Annotated in this window: 29 protein-coding genes and 1 other RNA gene; 23 read left to right on the top strand and 7 right to left on the bottom strand. The window is 34.8% G+C overall.

The genetic code is table 11. The features are described 5' to 3' along the window. Positions 1 to 114 precede the first annotated feature (114 nt). Complete coding sequence (locus tag EKM60_RS04890; protein WP_125713023.1) at positions 115 to 1,095, bottom strand: cation diffusion facilitator family transporter; 981 nt, start codon at positions 1,093 to 1,095, stop codon at positions 115 to 117. A 93-nt stretch (positions 1,096 to 1,188) separates the two neighbouring features. Next, entirely contained in the window at positions 1,189 to 2,376 is a 1,188-nt protein-coding gene (locus tag EKM60_RS04885) for an MFS transporter (RefSeq protein WP_125713022.1), read from the bottom strand. Positions 2,377 to 2,610: 234 nt separating this feature from the next. Between EKM60_RS04885 and EKM60_RS04880 the strand changes: the two genes are divergently transcribed. Next, complete coding sequence (locus EKM60_RS04880) at positions 2,611 to 2,967, top strand: HIT family protein (protein ID WP_125713020.1); 357 nt, start codon at positions 2,611 to 2,613, stop codon at positions 2,965 to 2,967. 270 nt (positions 2,968 to 3,237) lie between these two features. Here the strand turns inward: EKM60_RS04880 and EKM60_RS04875 are convergent, their stop codons facing one another. Both EKM60_RS04875 and EKM60_RS04870 read right to left on the bottom strand, forming a co-directional pair. After that, on the bottom strand, positions 3,238 to 4,404 hold the full coding sequence (locus tag EKM60_RS04875; protein ID WP_125713018.1) for a site-specific integrase: 1,167 nt from the start codon (positions 4,402 to 4,404) through the stop codon (positions 3,238 to 3,240). A 38-nt stretch (positions 4,405 to 4,442) separates the two neighbouring features. Further along, positions 4,443 to 5,099 (bottom strand): helix-turn-helix domain-containing protein, encoded by a 657-nt coding sequence (locus EKM60_RS04870; protein ID WP_164508322.1) that lies wholly within the window; start codon positions 5,097 to 5,099, stop codon positions 4,443 to 4,445. Positions 5,100 to 5,247: 148 nt separating this feature from the next. On the opposite strand from EKM60_RS04870, the gene EKM60_RS04865 reads away from it, so the two are divergent. The 11 genes from EKM60_RS04865 (at position 5,248) to EKM60_RS04815 (ending at position 10,021) form a co-directional block, all read left to right on the top strand. Beyond that, the gene (locus EKM60_RS04865) at positions 5,248 to 5,451 is read left to right on the top strand and encodes a helix-turn-helix domain-containing protein (protein WP_125713014.1); all 204 of its coding nucleotides are present in this window, start codon (positions 5,248 to 5,250) and stop codon (positions 5,449 to 5,451) included. 18 nt (positions 5,452 to 5,469) lie between these two features. After that, a complete protein-coding gene (locus EKM60_RS04860) occupies positions 5,470 to 5,736 on the top strand; it encodes a hypothetical protein (protein ID WP_125713012.1) in 267 nt (88 codons plus the stop codon). Positions 5,737 to 5,925: 189 nt separating this feature from the next. Next, positions 5,926 to 6,255, top strand: a complete 330-nt coding sequence (locus EKM60_RS04855; protein WP_125713010.1) for a hypothetical protein — start codon at positions 5,926 to 5,928, stop codon at positions 6,253 to 6,255. Between the two features lie 6 nt (positions 6,256 to 6,261). Then, positions 6,262 to 6,462, top strand: a complete 201-nt coding sequence (locus EKM60_RS04850) for a hypothetical protein (protein ID WP_125713008.1) — start codon at positions 6,262 to 6,264, stop codon at positions 6,460 to 6,462. Positions 6,463 to 6,470: 8 nt separating this feature from the next. After that, complete coding sequence (locus EKM60_RS04845; RefSeq protein WP_125713006.1) at positions 6,471 to 6,812, top strand: hypothetical protein; 342 nt, start codon at positions 6,471 to 6,473, stop codon at positions 6,810 to 6,812. Then, a complete protein-coding gene (locus EKM60_RS04840) occupies positions 6,805 to 7,053 on the top strand; it encodes a hypothetical protein (protein WP_125713004.1) in 249 nt (82 codons plus the stop codon). The genes EKM60_RS04845 and EKM60_RS04840 overlap by 8 nt, the downstream gene beginning before the upstream one ends. Continuing rightward, complete coding sequence (locus EKM60_RS04835) at positions 7,053 to 7,373, top strand: hypothetical protein (protein WP_125713002.1); 321 nt, start codon at positions 7,053 to 7,055, stop codon at positions 7,371 to 7,373. Before EKM60_RS04840 ends, EKM60_RS04835 begins: the two co-directional genes overlap by 1 nt. A gap of 11 nt (positions 7,374 to 7,384) precedes the next feature. After that, positions 7,385 to 8,242, top strand: coding sequence for a DnaD domain-containing protein (locus EKM60_RS04830; RefSeq protein ID WP_125713000.1), 858 nt, complete (start codon positions 7,385 to 7,387; stop codon positions 8,240 to 8,242). Positions 8,243 to 8,255: 13 nt separating this feature from the next. After that, positions 8,256 to 9,008, top strand: coding sequence for an ATP-binding protein (locus EKM60_RS04825; protein WP_125712998.1), 753 nt, complete (start codon positions 8,256 to 8,258; stop codon positions 9,006 to 9,008). Positions 9,009 to 9,105: 97 nt separating this feature from the next. Beyond that, complete coding sequence (locus EKM60_RS04820) at positions 9,106 to 9,534, top strand: ArpU family phage packaging/lysis transcriptional regulator (protein ID WP_225427003.1); 429 nt, start codon at positions 9,106 to 9,108, stop codon at positions 9,532 to 9,534. Positions 9,535 to 9,601: 67 nt separating this feature from the next. Continuing rightward, positions 9,602 to 10,021, top strand: a complete 420-nt coding sequence (locus tag EKM60_RS04815; RefSeq protein ID WP_164508321.1) for an ArpU family phage packaging/lysis transcriptional regulator — start codon at positions 9,602 to 9,604, stop codon at positions 10,019 to 10,021. Between the two features lie 162 nt (positions 10,022 to 10,183). Here the strand turns inward: EKM60_RS04815 and EKM60_RS11365 are convergent, their stop codons facing one another. The 3 genes from EKM60_RS11365 to EKM60_RS04805 form a co-directional block, all read right to left on the bottom strand. Continuing rightward, the gene (locus tag EKM60_RS11365) at positions 10,184 to 10,267 is read right to left on the bottom strand and encodes a putative holin-like toxin (RefSeq protein ID WP_225427002.1); all 84 of its coding nucleotides are present in this window, start codon (positions 10,265 to 10,267) and stop codon (positions 10,184 to 10,186) included. Positions 10,268 to 11,096: 829 nt separating this feature from the next. Continuing rightward, positions 11,097 to 11,464: a transfer-messenger RNA gene (gene ssrA / locus EKM60_RS04810) on the bottom strand. A 59-nt stretch (positions 11,465 to 11,523) separates the two neighbouring features. Beyond that, on the bottom strand, positions 11,524 to 12,132 hold the full coding sequence (locus EKM60_RS04805) for a cadmium resistance transporter (protein WP_125712992.1): 609 nt from the start codon (positions 12,130 to 12,132) through the stop codon (positions 11,524 to 11,526). 44 nt (positions 12,133 to 12,176) lie between these two features. On the opposite strand from EKM60_RS04805, the gene EKM60_RS04800 reads away from it, so the two are divergent. The 11 genes from EKM60_RS04800 to EKM60_RS04750 all read left to right on the top strand — a co-directional run bounded on the left by EKM60_RS04800 (position 12,177) and on the right by EKM60_RS04750 (position 21,511). Next, positions 12,177 to 12,536, top strand: a complete 360-nt coding sequence (locus EKM60_RS04800) for an ArsR/SmtB family transcription factor (protein ID WP_125712990.1) — start codon at positions 12,177 to 12,179, stop codon at positions 12,534 to 12,536. After that, on the top strand, positions 12,526 to 13,035 hold the full coding sequence (locus tag EKM60_RS04795) for a hypothetical protein (protein WP_125712988.1): 510 nt from the start codon (positions 12,526 to 12,528) through the stop codon (positions 13,033 to 13,035). The genes EKM60_RS04800 and EKM60_RS04795 overlap by 11 nt, the downstream gene beginning before the upstream one ends. 372 nt (positions 13,036 to 13,407) lie before the next feature. Further along, a complete protein-coding gene (locus tag EKM60_RS04790; RefSeq protein ID WP_125712986.1) occupies positions 13,408 to 14,448 on the top strand; it encodes a sulfurtransferase in 1,041 nt (346 codons plus the stop codon). Between the two features lie 24 nt (positions 14,449 to 14,472). Continuing rightward, positions 14,473 to 15,105 carry a YdjY domain-containing protein gene (locus EKM60_RS04785; protein WP_125712984.1) on the top strand — a complete coding sequence of 211 codons (633 nt, stop codon included), beginning with the start codon at positions 14,473 to 14,475 and terminating at the stop codon, positions 15,103 to 15,105. Between the two features lie 15 nt (positions 15,106 to 15,120). Next, positions 15,121 to 16,260 carry a TVP38/TMEM64 family protein gene (locus EKM60_RS04780; protein WP_225426999.1) on the top strand — a complete coding sequence of 380 codons (1,140 nt, stop codon included), beginning with the start codon at positions 15,121 to 15,123 and terminating at the stop codon, positions 16,258 to 16,260. Between the two features lie 33 nt (positions 16,261 to 16,293). Next, the gene (locus EKM60_RS04775) at positions 16,294 to 16,947 is read left to right on the top strand and encodes a TVP38/TMEM64 family protein (protein WP_125712982.1); all 654 of its coding nucleotides are present in this window, start codon (positions 16,294 to 16,296) and stop codon (positions 16,945 to 16,947) included. 12 nt (positions 16,948 to 16,959) lie between these two features. Further along, entirely contained in the window at positions 16,960 to 18,204 is a 1,245-nt protein-coding gene (locus EKM60_RS04770; protein WP_125712980.1) for an ABC transporter substrate-binding protein, read from the top strand. Continuing rightward, positions 18,194 to 19,069: an ABC transporter permease gene (locus EKM60_RS04765; RefSeq protein ID WP_164508320.1), complete on the top strand. Its 876-nt coding sequence runs from the start codon at positions 18,194 to 18,196 to the stop codon at positions 19,067 to 19,069. Before EKM60_RS04770 ends, EKM60_RS04765 begins: the two co-directional genes overlap by 11 nt. Next, positions 19,059 to 19,853, top strand: a complete 795-nt coding sequence (locus EKM60_RS04760; protein ID WP_125712978.1) for an ABC transporter permease — start codon at positions 19,059 to 19,061, stop codon at positions 19,851 to 19,853. The genes EKM60_RS04765 and EKM60_RS04760 overlap by 11 nt, the downstream gene beginning before the upstream one ends. Beyond that, entirely contained in the window at positions 19,853 to 20,839 is a 987-nt protein-coding gene (locus EKM60_RS04755) for an ABC transporter ATP-binding protein (protein WP_125712976.1), read from the top strand. The genes EKM60_RS04760 and EKM60_RS04755 overlap by 1 nt, the downstream gene beginning before the upstream one ends. Then, entirely contained in the window at positions 20,840 to 21,511 is a 672-nt protein-coding gene (locus EKM60_RS04750; RefSeq protein ID WP_125712974.1) for a TIGR04283 family arsenosugar biosynthesis glycosyltransferase, read from the top strand.

The raw sequence follows: 21,511 nt of genomic DNA, 5'->3' as shown, positions 1-21,511 counted from the left end.
TAGTTAACAACTCATAGAGAGAAATATATTGTTATTTAGCCGGAGCTTTTGAGTAATGTAACCAGTGGCGTAGAACAGGTGGAATTACTCAAAAGCGGATGCGGATGCAGAACACTATTTAATATCAGGAACAACAGTAATAGTAGTATCAAAAACATTAAAATCTTTTCGCAGCTTATTTTCGATTCTTTCATCAAGATCATAAATATCAACCGTCGTCTTATTAGGGTCGATCAAGATAAACATGTCGACAATAAAAATATTTCCATTATAACGGCTGCGAAACTCCAAGACATCATGAACATCAGGTATCTTTAAAACTGCTTCTTTAATAGTATGTTCCAGAGTAGGGTCAACGTAGTCGGTAAGGTTTAATGTACATTCTTGAAAGATTAGCAATCCAGACCAGAGAATAAATATTCCGATTGCGATACTGACAACACTATCTAACCAAGGTAATCCCAAATAATAAGACAATAGAACAGTAGCCATAGTTCCCAAACTGGTAATAACGTCACCAAAGCTGTCTTTAGCTGCTGCCAAAAGAGAAGTACTATGCAACTTTTTACCATTGTGGTGGTTCAGATACCAGACGATGATCATTAATAAAGTGGCTATTCCAGCACCAGCAGCTGATATCAGATTGGGACTAGATTTTCCTTTTAGATGAAATAAACCAACTCCACCTTGAACAATGATCTGTAAAGCAATTAAGATAATAACAAAACTAGTTATCAGGGTGAAAACAGTTTCCAGTCTGAATCTAGATAGTTGTAATGTATTTTTACTGCGTCCATATTTTTCTGATATAGGTTTTCCAACAAAATCATCATCATTGATATTAGTGGCTTCAAACAATCCAATGATTAAAATAACAGTCGAAATGACACCAGATAAATTATTAAAAGCATCGGCTCGTAAAGCTTGCGAATTACCAATAATTGACAGCCAGTATTCAATTGCAGTTATTACAACGTAAATACCAACATTGACCCAGAGTGAGTTTTTGGCAGTAGTTAAATTTTTTATTTCATTTTGACGAATAAGATTTTTTTGACGAGTTTCTTTTAAAAAATGTTTAGTAAGTGTGTTCATAAAATCAGATTCCTTTGCTTGTTCTCAAGTACCTAATTATAGGGTTATTTCTGGAAAATAAAAAGGCGTTTCCATTTTTTGGAAACGTCTTTGTTAGGCTTTCTTAGGTATGATCGGGAATCTTTTGACAACTAGTGTGAATATGTAAGAAATTGCTAAAATAATAGCAGCAACGATATATGGATAATGTGTATTCCAGTCCATCAATGCACCAGACATTAGAGGTCCGATAATGTTACCGACACTTGTTAGTGACATGTTCATACCGTTGATCAAACCTTGATTGCTCTCACTAGATTTAGTTAGAAGTGTAGTAATGGCAGGTCTCAATAGGTCAAAGGCAGAGAAAATGATCAATGTAGCAACGATAACTTCAACTTTTGTATGAGCTTGCGTGATCCAGAAAACGCAGACAGCACTGAGTAAGAAGCACCAACTGATCAAGTTCATTTCACCGATTTTAACAATGATCCAGTTGAAGGCCGTCACCTGTAAAATAAGGGAAATGATCCCGTTTAATGTCAAAACTAAGGCAATTGTTCCTAATCCGAAGTTGAAAACTTGGTTAACATAGATACTGTAAATACTCTCGAATCCTTGTAGTCCAAACGATGCAACTAAGATCATGGCGAAGAGCATTACCATCGGAGCAGTTAGAATGGCTCTAATTGAAGAGATACCCTTTTTCTGTTCTCGAAGTTGTTCCTTTTTTTCAAGTTCACGTGTTTTACTATCTTCTTTAAGAAATACTTGAGTAAAGATAGCACTGATTAATCCCATAACACCGGCAACCCAGAATGGTGTTTTGTAGTCAATATTGGCTAACATACCACCAAGACCAGGACCAAGGATCAGACCACCACTAAAGGCAGCCGATAACCAACCGATAACTTTAGCACGATTTTTTAAGTCAGTTAAATCAGCACCAAGTGCCATTGAAGTGGGAATAACCATGGCGGCAGAAATACCACCGATAATTCTTGATAGATTAAAGATTGGCAGCGATGTTGCCACAGCAAAAATGAATTCTGAAATCATGTAAATGAATAATCCTATGGCGATTACTGGCTTACGTCCAACTCTATCGGATAGTTTTCCGACGATCGGTGAAGCAATGAACTGTGCAAAAGCAAATAGTGAAGTCATAAGCCCCATATCAGACGTTGTGTAATGAAATTCATTCTTAATGAACGGTGTGACGGGTATTACCAGACCAATTCCCAAACAGATTAAAAAGTTACTGAATACTAAGATATAAATGGATCGTTTATTTTTCCCCATATTTTACCTCCCCCATAATTTATTAAAATTCAGAATAAAAACCGATAATTCGAGTTCAACACTCGGTTATCGGCTTTTTTATTAAAAACATTAAGATAAACAATACACTTAAATATCCATGATGTCCATTAATATATTTCGTAGATTATAAGTATATATAATAGAAGAAAAAAGTAAGTACATTAAATAAAGAATGTTAAACTACCACTAGAAGTAGGGAAGGTGAACTAGACAATGAAGGACTGTATATTTTGTGATCCAAAGAATAGAAATTATGTGATTGAGAATGAATATGCGGGCATGTTATTCGATATTCATCCTGTAACTAAAGGACATGCTTTAATAATTTCCAAAAAACATCATCCAACATTTTTCGATGTGCCTGAAAATGAAATGGCAGCTATGTATAGTTTGTTAAATGAAGCGAAAAAGTATTTAGACGATGAATTTCATCCAGATGGCTACAACATTGATGTTAATGTTAATCCTGCTGGTGGTCAGGCAATCATGCACTGCCATATTCATTTGATTCCTCGGTATCATGATGGAAAGACTGTGTTTACTAAGTTTCCTGATGACCTTGGTCAATAGAAGAAATCGTCAACGATAGTGCTTGATAAATACTCATGATTATCCTTTCGAGGGGTAACTCATACATTATCTATCATAGTTTGAGTATTTTACTGGGCGTAATGCAATAAAAAAACTACAACGGAATATTACATCCGTTGTAGTTTTTTTGAATTTAATGGAGGCGAGGGGAATTGTGCCCATTAAATTCAAGAATGCTGTTATATCAAGCGTAGCAAGACGTAAAAGCCTCGCTGATTTTTTGTTGACTACCATACTGACTACCATAAACTAAAAATCTAAGAAGTTTACCAGTTTTTGGACCGCCTCTTGATCCTGTTTTTCGGTTACGTGAGTATAGATATTCAAAGTAGTTTGAGCATCTTCATGACCTAGTCGCTCTTGTACTTCTTTTATTGTTGCACCAGCGGCGAATAATGCACTGGCATGGCTATGTCTAAAGCCGTGTATTGTAATATGCGGTAGGGTAACATTATCTAGCTTCATACGATTAGTTATTATATCAAGCCACTTTTTTGGTGTGTTGAGTGATTTAAGTGTGTTCTTAGTTGTAGCAAAAAGTAATTGATCCTTTTTACTATTATTAAAACCAAGCATAAATAGATTGCGTTTTTGTTCAAATTGCCATTTTTTAAGATAAAATATAGTTGTCGAATCTAGTGAAATTATACGGTTACCTTTTTTAGTCTTAGTTGCCTGTATAATTTGTTTACCTCTAGCGCCTTGAGTTAACGTTTTGTTAACGTTCAGGGTGCTATTTTTTATACTTACGTCATCCCACGTTAATGCTAAACACTCACCGCGTCTTATACCTGTAAATGCTAGTAAACGAAACAACGTATAGCGTTCCAACTCTTTATCAGGATCTATATAACTAAAGAATGTTTGCAATTGGTATTTATCCCAGAAGTTCGGTACTTCTTTACCCGGATTAGCATGTTTTTTAGGCATAATTGTACGTTTAGCAGGGTTATCAGTTATGTAGCCTTGTCGGATAGCATACTCAAATACTGATTTAGTATAGTTAAACCATCCCTTGTAATTATGTGTAGTTATCTTAAACCACTTATTTAGTGCCTTCTGACATTGTGCGGTTGTAATGGTTCTAATTCGATAACGTCCTAACGCAGGTAATACGTGATTTTCAAACATTCCATCAGTTCTAGCCCAAGTGCTTTCACGTACTGTATTTATATAGCTTTCATACCATTCGTGGTAAACCTGTTCAAAAGTTTTATTACATTCTTGCTTTTGGGTTATACCTTGAGTTGCTTCAAACTCAACTCTTTTTAATTCAATCTTTGCAGATCGTTCAGTATTGAAACCACGGCGGGTTGTTCTTTTAGCTTTACCAGTCTGTGGATCAATACCAAGGTAAGCACGAAACATATAGGCGGTTGTACCGTCTTTTTTTGTGTACTTTTTTACTGTTGCCATTGTTATCTCCTAACGCTGGACGGGCGGGGAGAAATTAATTATTTAATGATAAAAATGTTGTTTTTAAAGTTTAGTTCTTTAGTAATATCAATCCACGGCAATGTAATTGAAAGTGACATTTTTGCCTTATTTATGGACTTTACCAAGTCCATAAAAGATGTATTTTTACTATTATAATCAAATGTTAATACTTTCAAATTGTCTCTAATATCGCTATTTAATGCTTTTTCTATTGTTTCAATGAATGCTTTATTTATATCTGTTTGGAAGCCTACCGGTAATGTGCGATAAATATTTAGAAAACTGTCTGGATTTTCATCAGTATAAACATCGATATAAATATCGTAGTTTTTATTTCTTTGTTCATTTATTTCTGGATCATCTTTGTTTTTAGAAATGAATTTATACGCATAGTTGTATTCTTTCCTCTTTTGTTTAGTTTTAACTTCTATAAAACAATCATATTCATTCTTTGAAAAAGCTAAATTGAGCATTAAAGGTGCGTAATCAAAAAATTCATTAGGACTTATACCTAGGTAATTACAAAGAATATCAATGGTTTCAGTTGAAATGTTGGCCTTTACGTTATTACTAATATTAGATATGGAATTTCTGGATAGTCCGGTGTCTTCTACAACTTCTTTTATTGTGAGTTGTCTTTCCGCCAATAAAACATTCAATTTGTTAGCAAGCAATTTTATACACCCCTTTTAGTTATGATTATACATTCACCATATGAACATTACAATGTGCATATGAATGTTGATATAATTATTCGGTGATGGTATTATTGATATGCAATATATAATACTAATGTGCAAATAATTATTTTAGGAGGCAAAAATGAATAACTTATCTATTATCTTGGGTAAAAGATTATTGTCTATTGGTGATGTTGCTGAAGGAACGGGACTAAATAGAAATACAATTTCTTCTATATATCATAGAAAAGCAACAAATATAAATTTAAAAACTTTAGTGGCCATTTGTGATTATTTACAAGTTCCATTAAGTGAACTAATTGAGTACGTACCTGATAAAAAATAATGAAGGGAGGTGAACAATATGGCTCAAGGTATATCGGTAATGCTATCAGAGGATCAGTCCAACGAACTAAAACATGAGGTTTATACGATGGTTATGGATCAGATTGAGAAGGTTCGCAGGGATGCAGGAATAGACAAGCAATATTTGAAGCGCAAGGATGCAACTGTTTTCGCTGGTGTGAGTGCTTCAACGTTCGACAGTTGGAACATCCCCAGTCATGTTATTTCTGATGGTATAACACTGTATGCAAAAAAAGATATTCTTGAATTTATTGAATCACATTAAAACTGTAAGTCTGGACGGGCGGAACGATTCAATGAATTTTAAGGAATATCAAAATTAGGAGTTACAAAATGATAAAAGAGCACAAAAAAATAGCCTTGCTACCGACCAAAGTGCGCAAGGCTACTGAAATGTATATATAAGCTGTATACATTTCCTATTTTATCATGATGTTGCTGGATTGGAGCAGAAATGCATGAATTAAGCACAACAGAACTAATAATTTTAAGATTAATACCCGCAGGTAGTGGCCGAAAGATTACTACTAAACAGATCAAAAAAGTAACGGGTATCTCAATTAGAAATATTAGGGATGTTATTAGAGGGCTAGTGTTGAAAGGCATCCCCATTGTGTCAGATCGTACTAGTAGTGATAGAGGTTTTTATATTGCTACCACAGAGGACGAAAGACGTGCGGGTATGAGTCAGTTCAACAACCAACTTAACGATATGGCCAGACGTAAACGAGCAATACAAAATGCTGATTTAAATGGCTGGCGTTCAACGATAAAAGAGGGGTAACACATCATGAATGAGGATATTAACAAATATATTTCACCAGTTAAGACTGGACTAGAATACATGATCGAGCAACTTAATAAACAGAAAGCAAGTAAGTCTAATACAGAACTATTAGACGTGGCCACCAGTGACCTCGAATGTATTAATCAAGCGTTGGCCATACTAAATGGTGAAAGGATCCCCGTGTTTAATACGGGAATTAAGTAGGTGGTTGTATGAAAATATTAAATGTCACCTTTTTAAAGCAACCATTATTGGATATTGCTAACGACCACAGTCTAAGTATCGTTAATAAACTTAAACCACTAACATTAGAGTTCTATTTTATTTCAGTTAATGAATACTACAAATTGAATATTTTCAGCAAAAAGCGAGTTGACTCGGTAAATAGAAAGGTTGGAACTGGTAAACTGCTTAATCTGATATTGAATGAGCTACTACAAGCAGGCTTGATTGAATGTAATTCAGAAGAATCTCAATTAAATTTAACTCCAGATAAATATATTTTCTTTGATAGAAATACATCCCCTATAAATAGAGGTGTAGTTAATGGTTAATTTAATACCTCAAGATATTCAAAACTTAACATCAATTCAAAAGCGTATTGGTCACTTAACGGTATTAGCTAAAGAAATGTATTTGTTTGAGGTTAAGAATCAATTCAATATTAGCTTTATTAAACCTGATATGACAGAAGTGCAATTTAGAACGTTGTCTAGCAATCCAATTGTAAAGCAACGGTTGTCAAAAGAACTAGAAGACAATGGCCTAGTAACTAAATCAGGGGGTAAAAGTTAATGGATCAATTAAAGCAGCATGTTGCGTATCGTGACTTTAAAATATATGAGATTAAAATGTCAGTTGAACAAAATAGCTTATACCATGAATTACTGGACTATATGAGTGACAAGGGTGTAAATGATGCGGTTAAGCTCAACAATGAGGCATTAGCAGAACTATCGTGTTTAACCATGGATCAACTACTAAAAGCACGTAACCAATTAAAACAAATTGGATTAATTGAATTTAGAAAGCACAAAAGGAGTGACGATAATACTTTATACAAAATTGTAAAAATCTATAATGATGGTTTACCAATAACCACGTTAACCAAGTAGGTGGTGGAACTATGAACTATCTTAAACAGTTACAAGCATTTAGGGATTACCAACTTTTTAAAACCGAATTATCTAGCGGACAAATATCTTTATACTATGCACTATTACAGATAAACAATAAATGTTCATGGGTTGAGTGGTTTACTGCTGCTAATCAAATGCTTGAAACACTTTCGGGATTGAGCCGATCAGGTATTAATAAGAATAGAAATATTCTTAAACAACTTGGGTTAGTCGATTTCAAAAGCAATGGTAATAGAAAAGCCACGTCTTACAAGATATGTGTACTTTATACGTTAGATAGTACACATAACAGTGAACATAACAGTACACATAAGAGTACACATAACAGTGAACATAACAGTACACATAAGAGTGAACATAAGAGTGCACATAACAGTAGCACATTACTTAAACATAAACATAAACAAGACATAAACGAAACAAAACAAGATCATCATGATGGGGATGCTGTACCCAATTCAGCAAACAACGACACAAACCCCGATAACGATGCTTTATTTCGTGATCTATTAACTTTTTATCAGCAAAACATTGGTGTCACTGGTTCGATTGTCATTGAGAACTTGAGGCATAGCCTAGATGACTTTGTTGAACAAGGTACATCCCTAGATGAGTCCATTGAAATTATTAAATACGCCATAAAATTGACTGTTGAGAATGATGCACATAGCTGGAATTATACTAGCAAGATACTGATGAACTGGCTTAATAGCAATCTTTACACGTTGGACAATATCAAGGCTAGTAATAGATCTAGGAACCAGCATAACAATATAGCTAATAGCAGTGATGACTTCATGGAACGATCTAACCGTAGTGCAAAAGAAACTGGAATAGGATTTTAAGGAGGCTTGATGCATGGATAATTTTAAAGATATTCTAGGGTCTGACATAGTCAATCGGTTAAAGGAGCGAGGTGTTACCAAGTTCCCTAATGAATCAATGGCCGATCGTGAAAAACGTATGCAAAGAGCTGATCTGGATGCGACTATGAAATATTATCAGCATGACCGTATAGCTATGTTTAATAGCTCGCTGATTGGTCAAAAAGAGGCTCTTAAACAAACGTTTGATGACTTTAATATAACTAGTCAAAATCAGGCTAGGGAGCTTTCGGAGGCTAAAAGTATTGCTGAAAGAATAGCGAACGGAGAACATCATCACTATACATTTACTGGAACTCCCGGAAGTGGCAAAAGTATGTTAGCAATAGCATTATTAAATCAATTAAAGGCAAGTCATACTTGCTTTTTTGTTGATTTTGCCATGCTAATATCTCTAACACGTCAATTTAAAGATGATAGGGCAATGGCTGATGTTAATAGAGTTATGAGAGCTATAAAATTAGCAGATATAGTTGTGATTGATGATTTAGGTTCAGAAAGTTCTATGCAACGAAATGTTAAAGAGTCTAGTAATTTTACTCAATCAAAGTTATTTGAGATAGCTCAATACCGAGATCTTAAAACAGCAATCATTACTACTAACCACACATCACAGGAACTAAAGCAGATATATGATGATAAGTTGGTTAGTAGGTTGATCATGACCGATGGAAGTAAGAACGTGGTTAGGTTCAACAGTGAGGATTACCGCAAATATACGAATTAGGCACAAAAAAAGCCATTCAAGAGGACTTGAACGACTGACAGACTTTGTATGACTATTCAATTTAATTATATCATACGGGGGATGTAGAGCATTGAACATGTTACCTGAAATAGATAAAGCAGCAACTATAAAGAATACTAAAAATTATTTTAAAGAAGACTTTCCACGTCTAGTGGCACAGTCACATATAAACTTAAATTATATTCGATCCCCTAGGTTTGATAACATTGGTAGTCATGACGGTTTTAGCAACGATCAAGAGAATAGGACTATTAACGATTTGAATGCTAAAGATATTGTTATAGGTACTATGCAAATTATTAATAATTTTCCTGATACATACAAAGTAATTATTAAATCTAGCTTTATTAATGGAATGGCCAATACTTATGTTTGCGAACTAGTGGGATATCGTCATGCAAGATTAAACGAACTAAAGAATGAATCATTGTTATACTTTGCTGATGCATTTACATTTGATGACCTACACGTTTATAAACGTAACATAAATAACGAGGTACAATAATGACTCCTGTTAAAAGGGTGTCGCAGATTGCTACCCCCTTGAATAACTATGGTGTACGATCATGATTTTGCAAGCATCGTTTAATGAAAAGCAGACCAAAGCCAATGTTAGACATTACTTTGATAAGGAACTACCCAGATTAATATTACAGTCGGGGTATAGTCAAAATGAGATCAGATCATCACATTTAAGTTTAGCGCCATCTTTTGGTATCAATCTAAACGATAGGTCGGAAGATATAATACTAAATAGCATGGAAGCTCAAGAAATCGTTAAAGGTACGTTAAGAGCCATAAATTTATGTCATGATCCTTACAGAAAGATACTTTTAAATGTTTATATCAACGAGGCATCTAATAACAACGTTCAAGCATTACTAGGATATAGTCATGCTCAATATAATAGATTGAAGGGTAAAGCGTTTATATGTTTTGCTGATGCATTCAGCAATATTAAAGATTTAAGAGTATATGAATGTCTAAAATAGATAATCTATAATATACAATCTATTTCAGATTTATGTTATATTATGGGTGTATTAAAAAAGAGGGATGCTATGAACATCCCCCGGATAGCCCGTTTAAGACGGTGGCTAATACTTAAAAAATTATTATATTAATAATAACCGTAACTCGCCAAAGTTAGACGGTTATTTTTTTTGATTAAATTTGAGTATTATAACTACTAACGTTGCAAAAGATATCATCAACGAGAGAGCTTCAAAAACACTCATGGTTATCCTTTCGAGGGGTAACACATACATTTATTAATCATAGGCATCACCTCACACTATCATGAAATTAGCCACCGCCATTAACTTGCTATTGTAAATAATTATCTACTAATCAATCATCAATTAATAGTCATTTATATAATTCTTAAGATTAACTAATGACGTGTGTATATCTTACATTTCTGACACCATAAAAGGGATGCATCTAAAATAAAAAGGGTGCATCCCTTTGTTCTATTAAAATGATGTATCACTGTTTATATTACGTGACACTCAATATTGTGTGTTGTATGAATGATAACAATTGCTAACATAAAAACCTCATTCATTGATTACTGCTTTGTTAGGACTTCCAGAGGTTCCGTCTGAAATCACGACGGAACTTTTATCATACGAATAGGTAATCTTTTAATGTAGTATTTTGTAGTATTTATTTAGATGGATCCAATAGAATTATGATAGCCTTACAAAACCTGACATTGTTTTATATGGTACTTAATCAGTATACCTATTTTGAGCGTACCAGCCATGACAATTAACTATAAGGATGTCGGAAAATGTCGGCATATATTTTTAGCTAAGTTTGATCTAACTACTTTGTATGGAAGGGGTAACGAAACGTTACGCCATAGAATAAATGTCATAATAAAAAGCCACCACACTAAATGTGATGACTAACGCCCGCCCAGTAATTTATTTATTATTTTAATTGACTACCATTTGACTACCATAAACATGATATAAGTTGATTCTTAAAATTACTAAGGAAAACAAAAAGACCAGTCATACCAGTGCTTTGAGCACTCAATATAACTGATCTTTTTTCATTTAATGGAGGCGAGGGGAATCGAACCCCTGTCCAAGCATAATGCAATGCGAGCTTCTACACTCATAGTTGTACTATTTGAAATTTCGCCGTTATGAACGCCGCACAACCTGGCTAGCCATAACCGCTAACCCCGATTAATCTCTTTTTAACTTGTTCAGGCTGGACAAATCAAACGTAGCTCAATTAATTTGAGACCCGGCTCTGACCCTTGAGCAAAATCAGACGGATCACGCTTAGACTGTTTTTAGGCAGCTAATGCGTAAGAATTATTATTTTTTGCAGTTATAATAAACTGTGTGTTTTTACGGGACACGAAAACCGAAGTGCGACCCACACGCTACTACACATGTCGAATCCAGAACGCCCCCAAGACGTCCCATATAATAATAACGAATTTGGGAAGATTTGGCAAATTAATAGTTCTTCATTAACCAAGAAACTTAAAAATTTCTATAAAAGTCCCACTTTCAATTAATATAAAGAATCCAATACCGATATATACAATAGAAGTAATATACTTTCCCCATTTCTCTAAAATGTTTGCTACCTTTGGTATTCTTACTAATAGAAATCCAATAAAACAGAATAAAGACATCATGAAGAAGAATGTAATTAGTATTATTATTAGACTTTTGAAATCAGCTTGTGTAAATATTGGTACATAGATACCAATATTATCGGCACCACAGGTGGCAACGGTTATTAAAGCAACATTCATAATTGTACTGGATCTTCTCTTCATTCCGATTTCCACAGCGTCATCATTATCATTTTCTCCATATACTAATAGTTTCACTCCCATGAATAAAGGAATGAAACCAAGCAATCCCAATATCCACTGTTGAGGAATGAACCCAAGTATTAAAGCCATGATAAGACTGCTAATTACTAGGATCGCGGTTCCCAAAATATCGCCAAAGTATACTAGCCATTTTTGATTCGGCTTAGTCGTCCCAAAGATGATCATTAGAATTATCAAATAGTCTATACTAGTAGATGTGTAGGCCGTTATTCCGGTTAAAATTGATTTCATCATATTATTACCCCATTTCAAATCGATTCATATGATAACATTATCATATGAAAAGTTCAACATATATAGGAGAGACCATTTTGGACGATATTAAATTGATCGAACCAAGGTTATTGGAAGAATCACAAAAAATTATGAAGATATTAAATAATCCAGTTAGGCTGCAAATGCTGAATATTCTGGAACAAAAAGAAATGAATGTTAGTGAAATTGTTGATTTGCTTGGGATAGAACAATCGGCAATTTCACATCAATTGGCACTTTTGAGAAAATACCAACTGGTTAGTGCTCAAAAAAAAGGTAAATCAAATTATTACCAATTAAGTGATCCGCATATTCTGGATGTCATTAATGAAACTTTGGAGCACGCTGACCATGTTATGAGAGGTAAGAAGCATGGGGAATAAGAAGAGCCTATTGCAATGGTTAACGATACTAATAACTGTGTTCGTTTTAGTAGTCATTGGGGGATGCAATTCAAATAATAACGAAGCCACATCTAAAACTCATACTGAAAAAACAACTAAGACGGCAAAGAAAAAAACAAAATCTCATAAAAAAACTAAAAAGAAATCAATAGATCCAACTGATGATATGACTGAAAAGGAAAAGCAAACTTACATAAAACGTAGTGCTGTTGCCTTTGGTCAAATTGACGTGCAGACACTTCAAAGAAACGAGGGTGCTATGGTCACATCCAACTATGTGGACGGTTTGGGAATGACTTATCTTTGGAAAAATGGCGAGACGACTTATATCAGAGTCGATAATACTGAAATTGGAATCACTTCAGTTTACCTATATGACGAGACCGCAGAGAATCATTTAGGTGAGGATCTTTATCAAGCTGAGACCATTAAACAAATGTCACCAAGAGATAACTATACTAGCAACTATAATGAGTAAATTTATAAACGATACTTCGGTATCGTTTTTTTGTTCAGTCGTTTAATACAGAATGTGAATTGTAAAATCTTTTTCTAATTACCCATGTTTATCGGAATGTCGGATTTGTTAAAAGAAGCTGGAAACCTGTTCACTTAGAGTGTTCAAAAGTGACAAATTGTCAACTAATTTGCTTACAGTGTATTAATATTTTTTTAGAGATGATATAATGGAAGCGCTACAAATGAAGAAATTAACAAAGGTTGTTCGCGAATCAAGAACACGTTTTTTAGTTTGAATCTGGGTAAATTTTAGAACAAATTTTTGACATTAATGCAATTTTTGTGAATTTTTTCTATTTGTAATGTACTTAAAAAAATTGGGGGAATGGCTATGAAAAAGTTCAAAAAACTTTTCGTAACAGCAACAGTGCTCTTGGCTGGTGTTGGTTTGGCTGCTGCATTGCACACAACTAATGTTAGTGCTGATGCAATTGCATCACATGATGACACAGAACAAACTGACGGTCCAAGAGTATTCGTTAGTCCTAAATGGACAAACAAAGTAATTAACGGAAAGACAGATGTTAAGGATTATAAAGTCTTTGAAGCATCATATGGTAATGACAAGACTTTTAAGAAGGGCCACGTTCCTGGTGCTCGTCATATTAATACTAACTCTGTTGAATCAGAAGCAAACCAATGGAATCTTCTATCAACAAGTAAGATCCAAAAGCTTCTATTAAAGAACGGTGTTACAAGTAAAACAACATTGATCGTCTACTCAACAGACGTCAATGCTGCTTCAAGAGTTGCCTTTGCAGCATTCACTGCCGGTGTTGATAATATCAAGATCGTTGACGGTGGATACAAAGGTTGGACTAAGAGCAATTATAAAGTACAAAAAGGTGCAGCTAAGAAAGTTACTGCAGCTAAAGACTTTGGCGACAAGAATCCTGCAAACGCCAAATATGAAATCAAGACACCTGCTGATTTCAAGAAACAACAAAAAGAAGATCCTAATGTTATTTTAGCAAGTACTCGTTCATGGAAAGAATTCACTGGTAAGACTAGTGGTTACTCATACATCAAAGACAAGGGTGAACCAAAAGGTGCGGTTTACGCTAAGTCAAGTAAGACAAGTGCCGATGTAGCTTACTTAGTTAACAAAGATGGTACTGTTAAATCAGCTTCAGATCTAGCCCCAACATGGGAAAAATGGGGCATCAAGTCCGACAGTAACATTGATTTCTATTGTGGTACTGGTTGGCGTGCAACTACAGCCTTCTTTATTACATACCAAGCTGGCTGGAAGAACGTTCATGTATACGATGGTGGCTGGTTCGCATGGGACAAAGCTCACAAGAAGAACCCATCTAAGTATCAAGTTCAAGTAGGAGATCCACGTTCAAAAGATGTTAAAATTCTAAAATAAAATTTTGATTAGGGGCGCATTCAAATGAAGAAAAAAAGTCTTTTAATTAGTTTCTTTGCTAGTTTATTATTAGTATTCGGAATTTTTGCCGCAACAAGTGTTACTACTCAAGCAGCTAAGTTAACAAAGGACAATCCTGTTCAATATAGTAAAAAGAATAAGACTGTTACTATGCTAACAACAGTTAATGGAACTTACTTCACACAAAATACACGTCACGTTATCGTTAATGTTGATGGAACAAATGGTAACAAATCACTTTTGAAGACTGATGTTCAACCAAAGACTGTTTATAAAGATTTAAAGAAGGTTGGCGCAAAACCTGGTGACAACTTAACAAAACAATCAAAGGCTGGAACTAAAGTTAAGGGTTCAAAGATCAACGTTTATTTCGTAATTAATGGTAAGAAAATGAGAGCTGAAAAAGCTGTTCAAGTAAATGGTAAGAATGTTAAGAATTTAAACTTTAGATTTGGTGGAAATATGGCAACAAACAACAAGATGAAGACTGGTTGTGTTCTATGTTTCGATAGTTGTCCTGTAGGTACTGTTTCAGGTGCTAAATATGGATTCTCATATGGTGAACATTTCACTGGTAAATCAAGTGTTCTACCAAAGGATGGCAAACAAGTTAAAGTTATTATGCAAGTTAAATAAAGAGGGGATAATTAGATGACAAGGTTACGGATTCTCTATAACGGAGTCGTCATAGGTATTCTTTGTTCTTTAATGGCTTGGAAATCCACTTGGTTACAAATGCGTATTCCTTTAGGGTGGATAATACCTATCGTGGCGATAATTGTTTATCTTTGTTACATGTATTATGGTAAACATCTGCAACAAAACTGGGCAATCTTTAGATTCCCGGAAACACTGGGTATTACAGTCGTCACATTTCTATTACTATTAATGACATATAGATGGCAACCATTAATTGTTGTTCTGGGAGCAACGGTTCGTGAGTTATTCCACGCACAGTGGTCGTTTGGGGCTACTTCTGGAATAATTTTTGCCATATTGATTATTTGGTTAATTGCTTTATACGTGGATAGCAGAAGACATCCAATTGCTAAAATCGAATCTGGGGATAAAATCAATAAACTAACTACTCAAAGCAAGATCAGTTTAGTTTTGACGATCGTATTCTTAGGACTTTTGATTGGCTTCTACTACTGGATTCCAGCTTATAAGGATTTCATTGATACAATGAGTTCATTATTGGCTAAATTAGATATTAAAGGTGTCAGAGATTATATTGACAGCTTTGGTATGTGGGGACCTTTAATTTCAACACTATTGATGGTTTTCCAATCTGTTTTAGCTCCACTTCCAGCGTTTGTCTTAACATTCGCTAATGCATATCTATACGGATGGTACTTTGGTGCTGCATTATCCTGGGGTAGTGCTATGTTGGGTGCTTTATTGTGCTTCTACATTGCCAGAGGTATCGGACGTCCGCTTGCTGAAAAAATAATCACTAAACGTGCTCTAGCAAAAATGGATGGATTTTTCGATGAGTATGGTGATTATACGATCATAATTTTACGTTTACTACCATTTGTCTCCTTTGACGAAGTTAGTTATGGTGCTGGTTTTACTGATATGAAGGTTGGTAAGTTCTTGATCGCTACCGGAATTGGTCAGTTGCCTGCTACTATTGTTTATTCATTCGTTGGTGGAAGCTTAGGCGGTAGCAAGATGATGATGTTTATCGGCTTAATTGCCTTCATTATCTTGATCGTAGTTTCATTGGTCGTACGTAAAGTAATGATGAATAAACAACAAAACAAAAAACTAAATATGTCCAAATAATTAATAGTGTGACTGTGATTATGAGGTGTAGGAATGAAGAAAGTAGTAATTTTTATCGGTTTGATGATCGTAGGAATTATCTTCTTTTATGAGACTGGTTTGATCAATGAACTGCAAAATGTTTCGGCGATGCAGACTTGGTTTCAAGAGCAAGGTTTTATTGGATACTTTGCTTTCATTCTATTGTGTATTATTACGGCCGTCTTTATGTTACCAGGAGGATTATTGGCTATCGTTGCCGGAATCGCCTATGGTGGATTCTTGGGCGGACTGTTAACCGTTATTGGCAGCACAGTAGGGGCAAGTATCTCATTTGTTTTGGGTAGAACCTTGCTTAGGGATGCTGTAATAAAAAAATATGGTGATAAACCCACCTTTAATAAGATTATGAATGGTGTAAATGAGAATGGTCTTTCATTCTTAATTTTGACAAGATTGGTTCCAATTTTCCCATATGCTTTGCAAAGCTATGCTTATGCGCTGACACCAATGGGATTTTGGAAATTCTCAACGATTTCGGGTTTAACGATGCTTCCAGCTTGTTTTATCTATGCTTATATGGCATCAGATATTCTAACTGAAGGATTGTCGACGTCGTTGTCGATCAAATTCGCTATTTTTGGCGTAATTCTCTTCTTATTAACATACATACCAAAGAAAATTGGACAACACAAAAAGATGATATAGTGAGGGGATATTATGCGAGGCAAAAAGCTAATTGTATTATTAGCGTTTTTACTTCCTTTGTTTGTATTAGGTGGCTGCTCTAATAAGAGTAACGATTCTAAGGGATCGGAAATGCCAACTAGTTATAAAACAGCTTTGAAAGAAGCTAAAGGTAAAACTGTAACTTTCTATGGTTATGGTGGCTCTGATACACAGAATCGTTGGGTTGATGACGTTGTTACTCCAATGATGAAGGAAAAAGGTATCAAGGTTAAACGTGTTCCAATGAATATCGAAGATATTCTTAAGAAATTGACTAATGAAAAAGAAGCTAATAAGAAGTCTGGAAACATTGATGTTGTTTGGATCAATGGTGAAAACTTCTTAACAGCCAAAAAACTATCATTACTATCTGGTAACTTAGATAATTCTTTGATCCCAAATATGAAGACTTATATTTCAGGTAATGATCCTGATGCTAAGACTGATATGGGTACTAAGATCAACAATATGGAAGTTCCTTTTGGAAATGCCCAATTGGTTATGATCGGTAGTAAGCAAATGTTTAACGGGGACTATCCAACTAGTTCAGATAAATTACTCTCATGGGCTAAAGAGAATCCTGGTAAATTAACATATGTTGCCCCACCAGACTTTACTGGTAGTGCCTTCATTAGAAATATTATTTATGAAACAGTTGGTTTTGATGCTATCAATAAAGCACCAGCAACTAAAGCTGGCGTTTACAAGGCTATCAAACCAAGTTTGGATTATCTAAACGAATTGAAACCATATTTATGGCAAGAAGGTAAGACTTATCCTAAGACAAGTGCTCAAATGGATAAGATGTTTGCTGATCACCAAATTGCGATGACTTTCTCGTACAATCAAATGTATGCTGCAACGCAAAGAGCTGATGGTAAATTTACTGACGACGCCCAAACGTTTGTATTTGATGAAGGTACCGTAGGTAACTACAGTTATCTTGCTGTTCCAAAAACATCTGATAATAAAGCAGCAGCAGCTGTTCTTATTAACACAATGTTGAGTAAGAAAGCTCAAACAGATCGTATGGAAGCCAAATATGGTTCAGCTATTCCTCCATACTCTGGAAGCAAAGTTCCAGCAAGTATAACTAACAAGATGAATGGTCAAGCTAAAGATAACAATACTTTGACAATGGATGAATTATCTAAGAAACGTGTTCCAGAAGTTTCTGCTAAGAAAATTCCTATTATCGAAGATTTGTGGAAAGAACATGTTTTGAATGCTGACTAAAAGAAAACTTATTTTGTTACTAAGTCCGTTTTGTCTGTTTATGTTATTCTTCTTTTTCAGCGCCATATTAAAGTCTTTAATAACCAGTTTTGGATATTATCCACTGATGGGTATGGAAAAGTTAAGTTTGCATTACTATACTGATGCATTAAATGACAAAGTATTTCTAAAAATTTTCTTTAGAACATTCGTCTTTGCTCTATTTAGCGCTGGTATGGCATGTTTTATGGGGACGGTATTGGCATTTCTTTTTAAAAGAAATGATAATCCATTTACTAAGCCCTTCTTTAAACTTGCTCAATTGCCAGTTATGTTGCCACATATTTTTATCGTGTTGGCCTTGATTCAGTTGCTCAGTCAGACGGGTCTAGTATCAAGTTTGTTGACCAGAATTGGCATTATACATTCTTATAATAGTTTTCCACTACTATTGAACGATCAGTGGCAAATAGGAATTATCCTGACGTATTTATGGAAGGAGGTTCCTTTTGTTATCGTTTCATTAGTTTTGGTTTTGCGACAAATGGACAATCGTTACCGAATCGTTGCCGATAATCTGGGAGCAACAAAATGGCAAGCGTTTTGGAATGTATCTTTACCACTATTGATGCCGGCAATCGTTAATGCTTTTATTATTAATTTCTCATTCAACTTTGGTTCATATGAGGTACCTTATTTATTAGGTAATCAAACCAAAGAAATGTTGCCAGTATATATTTATGACCTCTATGTTCAGGGGGATTATACGCAGTTACCTATGATCATGAGTCTGAACTTGATATTATCTGTTTTCTCAATTATTTTTGCCGGATCGGTATTGTGGTTGAGTAAACATTTACCAGGAGGTCATACAGGTGGCATATAAAAAAGTTTTAAAGTTATTAGTCTATTTATTATTTGCTGTTTTAGTATTAATGCCGCTGTTTGTGATCTTTATGTTGGCTATCAGTAAAACGTGGAATTATCCATCATTGTGGCCCAAGTGGGTCGATTGGGGATATTATTTCCGTTTTCTAGTAACTAATACAGAAATTCAATCGTCATTGTTAGCTAGTATGGAACTTGCAGTTGGAACAGTCGTGTTGACGATTCTGATCGCATATCCTACCGCAATGGCGTTATCATACTATGACTTTAGAGGTAAGAAATTACTGAATATCTTGGTTTATCTACCGATGATAATACCTGGTATTGCCGTATTGACAAATATGGATTTTATTATGATCAAATACGGCTTGAACGGCAGCTTCTTTGGTGTGGTAAGTGCGCATACTTTGTTCTGTTTACCGTATGCAATTAAACTTTTATATGATAATTTAATATTATGGAAAGACAAATATGAGGTGGCCAGTCGTAATTTAGGTGCAACGCCGTTACAAACATTCTTCAAAGTGACGATTCCACTGAATAAAAATGGTCTGCAAGGTGCAGTCATGATGAGTTACATCGTTTCGATGACTCAATATTTAGGAACACTTTTGATCGGTGACGGTAATTATATAACCTTGTCAGTACGAATGTTTCCTTTTACAACTGAAGGTAAGTATCGAATTGCCGCAGTTTATGGAATAACATTCATGTTGGTAACGCTGATACCTCTATATTTGATCGACATTTGGGTCACACATAAAGGAAGGAAGCCGGCTTAATGTATCATTTAGATAATATTTCCCAACAAAAAGGAAATACTCATATACTGCACGGAATCAATTTAACAATTGACGAAAACAGTATTTTTGCCATTCTGGGTCCTTCTGGAAGTGGAAAAACAACTTTGTTAAATATTTTGGCAGGGATAGATCGTCCAACGGACGGTAAATTCTTGAATGAAGCTGGTCAAGTGGAAAAGGGTATCATGGTATTCCAAGACTATCGTCTTTTTCCACATATGACTGTGTTTAAAAATATAACATTCGGACTCAAAGTCAAAAAAACCAATAGTTCAGAATTGAAACAACGAGCTAAAGATATTATGGAAACAATGGGAATATCAGAATTGATCGATCGTTATCCTGATGAATTGTCTGGGGGACAACAACAGCGGGTGGCCTTGGCACGTGCCTTGATCTTAAACCCAAAGTTATTGTTGATGGATGAACCTTTTTCTAGTTTAGATGAGGCTTTAAGAATTGAAATGCTCGATTTTGTTAAAGAATTGCAGCGTAAATTTCAATTGACGATCGTCTTTGTGACCCATTACAAAACTGAAGCATATATGTTATCTAATAAGGTAGCTATATTGATCGACGGACAGATCATGCAAGTGGATGCTCCAAAACAATTGGAAAGTAATCCACAGAATTTGGCAGTAGCAAAATTTTTGGGGCAAGCTAATTTTATTGAGGGAAGTTTGTCAAAAGATGATTTTGTTTCACCTGTTTATTCAGGAAAAGTCAGACCTGTAACAGATAAAGGAGTGTTATATTTACCCTTTTCTGGACAATTACAATTGAATAAAACCGAATATCCAGCTTTTAAGGGAAATATTCTCGAGAAGAAATGGATGGGCAATAATTTGGAGCGTATCACGATTGAAATTGATCAAAGAACTGTTTATTGTGACTTAGCTTCAGAAAGTGTTGGCGAAAATAAAATATATCAATTTTATTTTTCGAAATTACCAGTGGTGTTTTAAATGTGGTTAACAATAATTATTCCAACTTTTCATGATGATGATTCTCTAAAGAAAATTCTAAGTGAAATACAGAGCTGGCAACCGGTTGGTGTCGAAATAATAATCGCCGACGGAGAAAATAGAGCTCGTCCGAATTGGTTACCCGATAATGTAACTTACCTAAATAGCAAAGCTAATCGAGGGTTTCAGTTACGTTTAGGAGCCAAGAATGCTCAAACTGACAAGTTGTTATTCTTACATGCGGATTCTCACTTCATCAAGGGGTCTCCATTAAACTTGTTAAAGAAGACAACCGCTCAGATTGGATTTTTCAGAATTCATTTTGACGATTCGGCACTATTTTTTAAAGTTTTAGCTTTTAGCTCAAACATCAGGGCCAAATATTTAAAACTCATTTTCGGTGATCAGGGGCTGTTCGTGAATAAGAAAGTCTATCAAAAGGCAGGCGGGTTTCCCGTGTTGCCATTGATGGAAGATTATGAATTCAGTCGCAGTTTGAGTAAATTACATGTTGATTTTACGCAATTCAATTTACCGATCATGACTAGTGCGCGTAAGTATCAAAATGAAGGACATTTTAAAACATTTTTTAGAATGCAAAAAATAAGATTCTTTTATAGAATGGGTGTCAATCCAGAAATTCTGAAGAGAATGTATTACAGGAGAGGATAA

The organism is Companilactobacillus kedongensis (assembly GCF_003946625.1).
GTDB classification, from domain to species: Bacteria; Bacillota; Bacilli; order Lactobacillales; family Lactobacillaceae; genus Companilactobacillus; species Companilactobacillus kedongensis.
Note: the sequence above shows the minus strand (reverse complement) of the source record. Positions and strands in the feature narration are given on the sequence as shown.